This window comes from Aeromonas taiwanensis (genome assembly GCF_000820165.1).
In the GTDB taxonomy this organism is placed as follows: Bacteria; Pseudomonadota; Gammaproteobacteria; order Enterobacterales; family Aeromonadaceae; genus Aeromonas; species Aeromonas taiwanensis.
In genome coordinates, this window is the sequence record NZ_CDDD01000079.1 from 24,740 (window position 1) to 33,342 (window position 8,603).

Below are 8,603 nucleotides of genomic sequence, written 5' to 3' on the forward strand. Positions count from 1 at the left end.
TTCCGGCCGTCATTGTGAAAGAGCCTGCCCCGCAAGGGGCAGGCTCTTTTTTTATTGGGCCTTCGCCACTACAGGGAGGCGGCGGCGCGAGAGGCCTGATCATAGAGGCTGGCAAACAGCCGTAGCTGCTGCGCTATCTCCGCCGCCGAGGCATTCGCCCCCGCCAGACCGCTCTCTACTATCACCTGGATCAGACACTGTTCGCGGATCTCGCTGTATTGGTGGCACAGGGCCGCCCCGGCCGGCGTGGTGCTGAAGTGCACCTCCTTGCCCACCTTGGTGCGCGCCGCATAACCCAGGGTCACCAGCTTCTTCAGGGCATAGGTGGCGACGTGGGTGTCCTCGATGTTCAGCACGAAGCAGATATCGGCGAGCCGTTTGGGGCGATCCCGGTGATTGATGTGGTGGATGAGCAGCACCTCCAGCGCGGTCAGCCCCTTCTCCCCGGCGGCCCCCATGCAGCGCACGACCCAGCGGTGGAAGGAGTTGTTGAGCACGGTCAGGCCGAACTCCAGCTCCGAGAGGGCGGGAGCCTGAGCCGAGACGAGGTGGGCCGATGAGACGATGGAGGGGGGCTTGGTCATGGAGACTCCTTTTCCTGATGAGAGGCCAGCACGACGGCTGGCGTTTCCTACGATGGCTTATTGTAGATAAATTATCGATGTTTTGTTGATATCTTTGCTGTATGTTAATTAAATGTTTTGGTTGTTGGGGGCTGTATGGGATCGAGTGAGTGTCGCCTCTACCCGCTGGGAGAGCGGGCTCTGGTGCTGGAGACGGACCTGGGGGCCGACCTGATCGGCCAGCGGCGGATCTGGTGGCTGGCACAGCGACTGCGAGAGCGGGAAGGGGACGAGCGGTGGGAGGAAATAGTGCCGGGGATGAACAACCTGACCCTGGTGTTCGATCCCGAGGTGATGGACCCCGCCGGTCTCGAGCGCTGGCTGACCGAGTTGTGGCGCCAGGGAGAGGAGCTCGACTACCGGCCGCGGGAGCGGGAGCTCCCGGTGCACTACGGCGGCGAATGGGGGCCAGATCTGGAGGAGGCCGCCCGCCACTGCGGCCTGACGCCGGCCGAGCTGGTGGCGCGCCACAGCGGCGGCGAGTACCGGGTCTATTTCCTCGGCTTCCAGCCCGGCTTCGCCTATCTGGGGGGGCTTGCGCAGGAGTTGGCCGTGCCGCGGCGCAGGGAGCCCAGGCTGAGAGTCCCCGCCGGCAGCGTCGGCATCGGCGGGGCCCAGACCGGTATCTACCCGGCGGCGAGCCCCGGGGGCTGGCAGCTCATCGGGCGCACGGATCTGACGCTGTTCGACCCGGCTCGTGACGAGCCCTCCTATCTGCTGCCCGGCGATCGGGTGCGCTTCGTCCCTCTGGGAGGTGCCCCATGCTAGAGGTCATCCGACCCGGGCTTCAGAGCACAGTCCAGGATCTCGGCCGTTCTGGTGTGCGCCATCTCGGCATCGCCCAAGGAGGCGCCCTCGACAGGGAGGCGTTGATCCTGGCCAATCGCCTGGTGGGCAACCCCGCCGGCGCGGCGGGGATAGAGCTGGTGCTGGGGGCGGCCGAATTCCGCCTGCTGCGTGATGGCTGGCTGGCACTGACCGGTGCCGACTGCGCCGCCACCCTGGACGGTGAACCTGTCTGGCACGGCTGGCGCTGGCGAGTTCGACGGGGCCAGCTCCTGCGCCTGTCGGCCCCTCGCCATGGCATGCGCACCTATCTCGCGCTGGATGGGGGCCTGGCCGTGGCCCAGGTGATGGGTTCGCGCGCCACCGAGTTGCAGGCTGGCTTCGGGGGCCATCAGGGGCGAGCCCTGCAGGCCGGGGATCGCCTGCCCCTGGGGGCGCCGCTGAGCCATGACGGCCCCCTCGGCGTCTGGTTGCGCGAGTCGGACGCCTGCCTGCGCGTCTTGCCCGGCCCCGAATGTGACGAGTTCGAACCGGCCGCCGTGGCGGCGCTCTGGCAGGGGGAGTGGCAACTCAACCCCGCGAGCAACCGCATGGGCGTGCGCCTCGACGGACCGGCGCTGGTGCGCAGCCACAGCCGGGAGCTGGCCTCCCACGGCGTCCTGCCCGGCGTCATCCAGGTGCCCCCGGGCGGCCAGCCCATCGTGCTGCTGGCCGATGGCCAGACCACGGGCGGCTACCCGCGCATCGGCTGCGTCATCGACGCGGATCTCTGGAAGCTGGCCCAGGCGCGGCCTGGGGCGCGGCTGCGTTTCTCCCCCGTGACGCGGGAGCAGGCCCTGGCGGCGCGGCGCGAGTGGCAGCAACACCTCTATCGTTTCGAATGGATGGCTTATGGAAAGACACATTGATCTCAACGCAGACCTGGGGGAGGGCTGCGACTCGGATGCCCTGCTGCTGGACCTCGTCAGTTCGGCCAACATCGCGTGTGGCTGGCACGCGGGGGATGCGTCCCTGATGGCCGAGACAGTCCGCTTGGCGCTGGCCAAGGGGGTTGCCCTCGGCGCCCACCCCAGCTTCCCGGATCGGGAGCACTTCGGGCGGGCGCCCATGGTGCGGGAGCCGGCCAAGGTCTATGCCGACGTGATCTATCAGGTGGGGGCCCTGGCCGCCCTGGCCAAGGCGGCCGGTGGCCGACTGGCCCACGTCAAGCCCCATGGTGCGCTCTACAACCAAGCAGCCCGGGATGGGGCCCTGGCCGACGCCATCGCCAGTGCCGTCGCCAGCCTGGATCCCTCCCTCAAGCTGATGGGGCTGGCGGGCAGCGAGCTGATCGCCGCCGCCCGGCGCCATGGTCTGACCCCCATCGCGGAGGTCTTCGCCGATCGCGCCTATCTGGCCGACGGCTCCCTGGCACCGCGGGGCCAGCCCGGCGCCGTTATCGACGACGAGGCGAAGGCGTTGAGCCAGACCCTGAGTCTGGTGACGCGGGGAGAGGTGGAGACCCTGGACGGGCAACAACTGGCACTAGTGCCCCAGAGCATCTGCCTGCACGGGGATGGCGCCCACGCCGTCGCCTTCGCCCGGCGCCTGCGGGAGGCCCTGATCGCAAACGGTATATCTATAAGGCCTCATTGAAGAGGTGAATTCAGGCCGCGCGGCCTTCACATGGAATGGAGAAGCTCATATGGATGTAAGTCTATTATTACCCCTGATCGGGATCCCCGTGGTGGTGCTGGGGTTTGCGCTCAGGTTCAACCCGCTGCTGGTGGTGACGGCGGCGGGACTGGCGACCGGCCTGGCGAGTGGCATGTCGCTGGTCGCGCTGCTGGAAACCTTCGGGGAGAAGTTCCTCAACAGCCGGCAGCTGGCCACCTTTATCCTGATCCTGCCGGTGATCGGCCTGCTGGAGCAGTACGGGCTCAAGGAGCGGGCCCAGAGCTGGATCGCCAGCATCCGCAAGGCGACCTCGGCGCGCATCCTGATGCTCTATTTCGTGCTGCGCCAGGGCACGGCCATGCTGGGCTTGCTGAGCCTGGGGGGCCATGCCCAGACGGTGCGTCCGCTGATCGCCCCTATGGCGGAGGGGGCTGCGGTGCATCGCCACGGGGATCTGCCCAAGCCGATTCGCGACAAGATCCGCGCCCATTCGGCCGCCTGTGACAACGTGGCGGTGTTCTTCGGCGAGGACGTCTTCCTCGCCTTCGGGGCCGTCCTGCTGATGAGTGCCTTCCTGCAGGAGAACGGGATCACCGATATCGAACCGCTCTACATCGGCCTGTGGGGCATACCGACCGCCCTGTGCGCCCTGCTGATACACATGGGGCGCCTGCTCCTGCTGGATGCCAGCATCGCCCGTGACGTTGCCGCCTGGCAGGCGAGCGAGCAGGCCGGGACCCCCGACCAAGCCGTGCTGGAGCGTGCATGATGAGCAGCCTGATCACCATCAACGACATCTATTACCTCATCGGCCTCGTCGTCATGCTGCTGGTGGGCATGACGCTCTCTGACCGCCATAACCCCAAGCGCCTCACGACGGCCCTGTTCTGGTTCTGCTTTGGCGCCATCTTCCTGTTCGGCGATCTGCTGGTCAGCCAGCTGGGCAGCCAGATTGCCTACCGGATCGTGGGGGGCCTGGTGATCCTGATGGCCCTGCTGGCCGGCACGGGCCAGCTCGCGATGGGACGCTACACCCAGCGCAGCGACGCCGAGCGGCAGGCGTCAGCGGGTAAACTGGGCAACCGCCTCTTCCTGCCGGCGGTCATGATCCCGGTGGCGACCGTGCTCAGCACCCTGCTGCTGGGCCATGCCAGCCTGGGGGATTACTTCGTGCTGGATCAGAAGAACGTCACCCTGACCTCCCTGGCCATCGGCACCCTGGCAGCCCTGCTGCTGGGCTGGAAACTGACCGGCGGCACCCCCTTGCAGGCAGTGCGCGAGTCAAGGCGTCTGGTGGATGCCATCGGGTGGGCCGCCATCCTGCCGCAGATGCTCGCCATGCTGGGCGGGGTCTTCGTGGTCGCCCAGACCGGGGAATCGGTGAAGGCGGTGGTGGACTTGTTCGTCACCCCCGACAACCTGTTCCTGATGGTGGCGATCTACTGCGTGGGCATGGTGCTGTTCACCATGATCATGGGCAATGCGTTTGCGGCCTTCCCGGTGATGACGGCGGGGATCGCCATCCCCTTCCTCATCATGGGGGCTAATGGCAACCCCGCCGCCGTGGTCGCCATCGGCATGCTGTCGGGCTATTGCGGCACCCTGATGACCCCCATGGGGGCGAACTTCAACATAGTGCCCGCCGCCCTGCTCGAGCTGGACAACAAGTATCAGGTCATCCTGGTGCAGATCCCCACCGCGCTCATGATGCTCGTCTGCAACATCCTGCTGATGTACTTCCTGGCGTTCCGTTGATGTCGTCGGACGGGGGCGGCCCGCCCTCGTCCCTCCCGGCATCCGCTGGCCGCACGCCGGGAAAAAAAGAAGGAGTTGGCCATGAAGACCATTTTACTGACCGGATTCGAACCCTTCGGCGGCGAGCCGCTCAACCCCTCCTGGGAGGCCGTGAGGCAACTCGATGGCCAGCGCCGTGGCGACCATCAGATCCGGGCGGTGCGGCTGAGCTGTGCCTTCGGCCAGGCCCTGACGGAACTCAAGGCGGCGCTGGCGCAGCACCAGCCGGTGCTGGTGCTGGCGGTGGGCCAGGCGGGGGGGCGCAGCGAGCTCAGCCTGGAGCGGATCGCCATCAACCTGGATGATGCCCGCATTCCGGACAACGCCGGGGCGCAGCCCATCGACAGCCCCATAGTGGCGGAGGGGCCTGCCGCCTATTTCACCACCCTGCCCATCAAGGCCATGGTGGCGGCCCTGCGCGAGGCGGGCCTGCCCGCCGCCGTCTCCCACAGTGCCGGCACCTATGTCTGCAACCACCTCTTCTACGGCCTGATGCACGAGATTGAGCGGGACAGGCCGGGCTGCCGGGGCGGTTTCCTGCACATTCCCTATCTGCCCGAGCAGGCGGTGCGCCATCCGGCGGGCACGCCCTCGATGAGCCTGAGCCAGATAGTGCACGGGGTGGAGGTCGCCCTCGATGCGGCGCTGCATCACGAGCGGGATCTGCCGATCACGGGGGGAACGACCCACTGAGGGCGTGGCAATGGTTGCCTCGACCAGGTCTCCTTGTTAGCCTCTGCGACATTGATACAGGAGAAACCAATGAGCAAGGTACTGGATGAGCTGCTGGCGTTGCTGGCGCTCGAGAAGATCGAGGAGGGCCTGTTTCGGGGCCAGAGCCAGGATCTCGGATTGCGATCCGTGTTTGGCGGACAGGTGATGGGGCAGGCCTTGTCAGCCGCCAAGCAGACGGTCGCCGCCGATCGCCAGGTGCACAGCTGCCACTCCTACTTCCTGCGCCCCGGCGATGCCAACAAGCCCATCGTCTACGACGTGGAGAACATCCGCGACGGCCAGAGCGTCTCCACCCGCCGGGTCAAGGCCATCCAGGGCGGCAAACCCATCTTCTACCTCAACGCCTCCTTCCAGGTGGAGGCCGAGGGCTTCGAGCACCAGGCCAGGATGCCGGGCGGCATCACGCCCCCGGAGCAGCTCAAGAGCGAGCTGGAGCTGGTGCGCCCCTACGAGCAGATGATCCCCCCGGCCCTGCGGGACAAGATCCTGTGCGAGAAGCCCATCGAAATTCGCCCGGTGACCCTGGTGGACCCCATCCGCCCCGATGTGCACGAGCCCCTGCGCTACACCTGGTTCAAGGCCAACGGCCCGGTGCCGGACGATCAGCGGGTCCACAACTACCTGCTGGCCTATGCCTCCGACTTCCACTTCCTGTTTGCCGCCCTGCAGCCCCACGGGGTGTCGTACTGGGAGCCGGACATGCAGGTGGCCACCATAGACCACTCCATGTGGTTCCACCGCGACTTTAGGCTGGATGACTGGCTGCTCTACGTGGTGGACAGCCCGAGCGCCAGCGGTGGACGCGGCCTGGTGCGCGGTCAGTTCTTCACCCGTGACGGCGTGCTGGTGGCGAGCACCATGCAGGAAGGGGTGATCCGCCGCCGCACTGCCGATGCATGATGACGGCGGCAACTGCGACGGCGTGCTGGTGGTGAGCAGCATACAGGCAGGGGTGATCCGTCGCTGCGGTTGATCGCAGCTGAGTGCCATAAAAAAACGGGAGCCCTGGGCTCCCGTTTTTATTGGCGCGACAACGCGGTCAGGCCGCCTCGCGATCAAGGGCGGGCACGGCACCGTCCCGCTGGGCGAAGCGGTCTGCCCAGAGGGCGATGACGCCGTCACCGGTGACGTTGCAGGCGGTGCCGAAGCTGTCCTGGGCCAGGTAGAGGGCGATCATCAGGGCGATGGAGGCCTCACCGAAGCCCAGCATGGAGGTGAGCAGACCCAGAGCCGACATGACACCGCCACCCGGGGCGCCCGGGGCTGCGATCATGATGACACCCAGCATCATGATGAAGGGCACCATGGTGCCATAACCCGGAATGGCCAGGTGTTCGGAGAGGAACATGACGGCGGTGGCACAGGTGACCAGGGTGATGGTGGAGCCGCACAGGTGGATGGTGGCGCACAGGGGGACGGTGAAGTTGGCGATGCCGTCGCTCACGCCGTTGTTCTTGCTGGCCTGCAGGGCCACCGGGATGGTGGCGGCGCTGGACATGGTGCCAAGGGCAGTGAAGTAGGCGGGCAGCATGTTCTTGATGAGCATGACGGGGGAGCGCCCTAGGGCGAGGCCGGTGCCGACGAACAGCACGCAGAGCCAGATCCAGTGCATCAGGATGGCCATCACCAGCACCACGCCGAAGGTTTTCAGAGTGGCGAAGACGGTGCCTTCCACCGTCATCTCGACGAAGACGCCGGCGATGTAGAAGGGGAGCAGGGGAATGATCACCTTCGCCAGCAGGCGGTCGATGATGTCACGGCCCTGATCGGCGACCCGGCGCAGGTCGGTGGCCTGGGTGGCGCTGATGCCGATGCCGAACACGAAGGCGGCGGCCAGCGCCGACATCACCCCGAACAGCGGCGGGATCTCGAGGTTGATGTAGGAGGCGAGCTTGGTGGCCGCCTCGGCGGTGGGCTCGGCGGCCGTGGTCAGGTGCGGGATCAGGTGGCTCGCCACGGTGAAGGCGAACAGACCCGCCAGTATGGTGGAGCAGTAGGAGAGCCCCACCGTCTTGCCGAGCAGCTTGCCGGAATTCTTCGGCAGGCTGGCGATGCCGCTCATGATGAAGAACAGGATGATGAGCGGGATGGTGAAGGTGATGAGCTGGCCTATTACCGTCTTGGCGGTGAACAGCATGCGGGCGACCCATTCGGGGGCATAGAGACCGAGCAGGAGGCCGGCGAGGATGCCAGCGATCAGATTCAGAACGAGTTTCATGGGCAAATCCAGGTGTTGGTGTCTGTTTTGTTATTAAATAATGATTTTAATGCCGCTTTTTAACACAAACGCCGCATCTTGTCTGCCTTATGCTGGTTAATGTGGGGTTAAATTTTGTTAATGGGGCGTTCCGCCACTCTTTGTTTCTATGTCTATCAGGCCTGGATGGGCGCTGACAGTGTCTCTGTACCGGGCAACCCGGGCGGACGGTCAGCGCGCGTTTCGCCTCCCATCGGCGCCGGGGCGTCAGCGCCGGATGAGCAGGACATGCAGCCAGCGGCCGTTCACCTCGTCCTCGCAGCACCAGTGGCGGTGCAGTGCGAAGGGCAGGGGGGTGATGAGACGCTGCAGCCCGGGCTCGTCGAGCCGGGTCTGGAGCGGATATTCCCCCGAGCGCGGCAAGGGCTCGCCATCCCCGTGGGGGAAGGAGCAGTAGAGGGGGCCGCCGGCCTTGAGCAGGGTGGCCAGATGCCCGAGCACCGGGGCTATCTCTAGCTCGGGCAGGCAGGGGAGGGAGCCGCCGGCCCAGATGCCGTCATAGGGGACGACGCTTCGCATCTGCTCGAAGCGGCAGACGCGCACCGGTTGGCCGCACAGGCGCGAGGCGGCGGCGGCCTGCTTCCGGCTCGCATCGAAGGCGGTCACGACCAGGCCCTGCTCCCGGAAGAGGCGCAGATCTTCCCCTGCGCCGCAGCCCGCCTCCAGCAGGTGGCGGCCAGTACCGAGCAGGGCGAGGAAGGGGGCATGGGCGCCGGCCAGGAGGGCCGGCGCCCATGCCCCCTTCCTCGCCC

The 8,603-nt window shown here is 66.5% G+C and carries 10 protein-coding genes; 7 read left to right on the top strand and 3 right to left on the bottom strand.

Annotation, left to right across the window (positions count from 1 at the left end; translation table 11 throughout):
* Window positions 1-68: 68 nt before the first annotated feature.
* Window positions 69-584: a winged helix DNA-binding protein gene (locus BN1136_RS14040; RefSeq protein ID WP_043759284.1), complete on the bottom strand. Its 516-nt coding sequence runs from the start codon at window positions 582-584 to the stop codon at window positions 69-71.
* Between the two features lie 135 nt (window positions 585-719).
* On the opposite strand from BN1136_RS14040, the gene pxpB reads away from it, so the two are divergent.
* The 7 genes from pxpB (at window position 720) to tesB (ending at window position 6,494) form a co-directional block, all read left to right on the top strand.
* On the top strand, window positions 720-1,391 hold the full coding sequence (pxpB, locus tag BN1136_RS14045; protein ID WP_043759286.1) for a 5-oxoprolinase subunit PxpB: 672 nt from the start codon (window positions 720-722) through the stop codon (window positions 1,389-1,391).
* On the top strand, window positions 1,385-2,317 hold the full coding sequence (locus BN1136_RS14050; RefSeq protein WP_043759290.1) for a 5-oxoprolinase subunit C family protein: 933 nt from the start codon (window positions 1,385-1,387) through the stop codon (window positions 2,315-2,317). Before pxpB ends, BN1136_RS14050 begins: the two co-directional genes overlap by 7 nt.
* Window positions 2,301-3,044, top strand: a complete 744-nt coding sequence (pxpA, locus tag BN1136_RS14055) for a 5-oxoprolinase subunit PxpA (RefSeq protein WP_043759291.1) — start codon at window positions 2,301-2,303, stop codon at window positions 3,042-3,044. Before BN1136_RS14050 ends, pxpA begins: the two co-directional genes overlap by 17 nt.
* Window positions 3,045-3,093: 49 nt before the next feature.
* Window positions 3,094-3,834 carry a DUF969 domain-containing protein gene (locus BN1136_RS14060; RefSeq protein ID WP_043759293.1) on the top strand — a complete coding sequence of 247 codons (741 nt, stop codon included), beginning with the start codon at window positions 3,094-3,096 and terminating at the stop codon, window positions 3,832-3,834.
* Complete coding sequence (locus BN1136_RS14065; protein WP_043759588.1) at window positions 3,834-4,820, top strand: DUF979 domain-containing protein; 987 nt, start codon at window positions 3,834-3,836, stop codon at window positions 4,818-4,820. Before BN1136_RS14060 ends, BN1136_RS14065 begins: the two co-directional genes overlap by 1 nt.
* Before the next feature lie 81 nt (window positions 4,821-4,901).
* Entirely contained in the window at window positions 4,902-5,552 is a 651-nt protein-coding gene (pcp, locus tag BN1136_RS14070) for a pyroglutamyl-peptidase I (RefSeq protein WP_043759295.1), read from the top strand.
* A 69-nt stretch (window positions 5,553-5,621) separates the two neighbouring features.
* Entirely contained in the window at window positions 5,622-6,494 is an 873-nt protein-coding gene (gene tesB, locus BN1136_RS14075) for an acyl-CoA thioesterase II (RefSeq protein WP_043759297.1), read from the top strand.
* A 139-nt stretch (window positions 6,495-6,633) separates the two neighbouring features.
* On the opposite strand, the gene BN1136_RS14080 is transcribed toward tesB, so the two are convergent.
* Both BN1136_RS14080 and BN1136_RS14085 read right to left on the bottom strand, forming a co-directional pair.
* On the bottom strand, window positions 6,634-7,812 hold the full coding sequence (locus BN1136_RS14080; RefSeq protein WP_043759298.1) for a dicarboxylate/amino acid:cation symporter: 1,179 nt from the start codon (window positions 7,810-7,812) through the stop codon (window positions 6,634-6,636).
* Window positions 7,813-8,058: 246 nt separating this feature from the next.
* Entirely contained in the window at window positions 8,059-8,571 is a 513-nt protein-coding gene (locus tag BN1136_RS14085) for a class I SAM-dependent methyltransferase (RefSeq protein ID WP_231557889.1), read from the bottom strand.
* Window positions 8,572-8,603 lie beyond the last annotated feature (32 nt).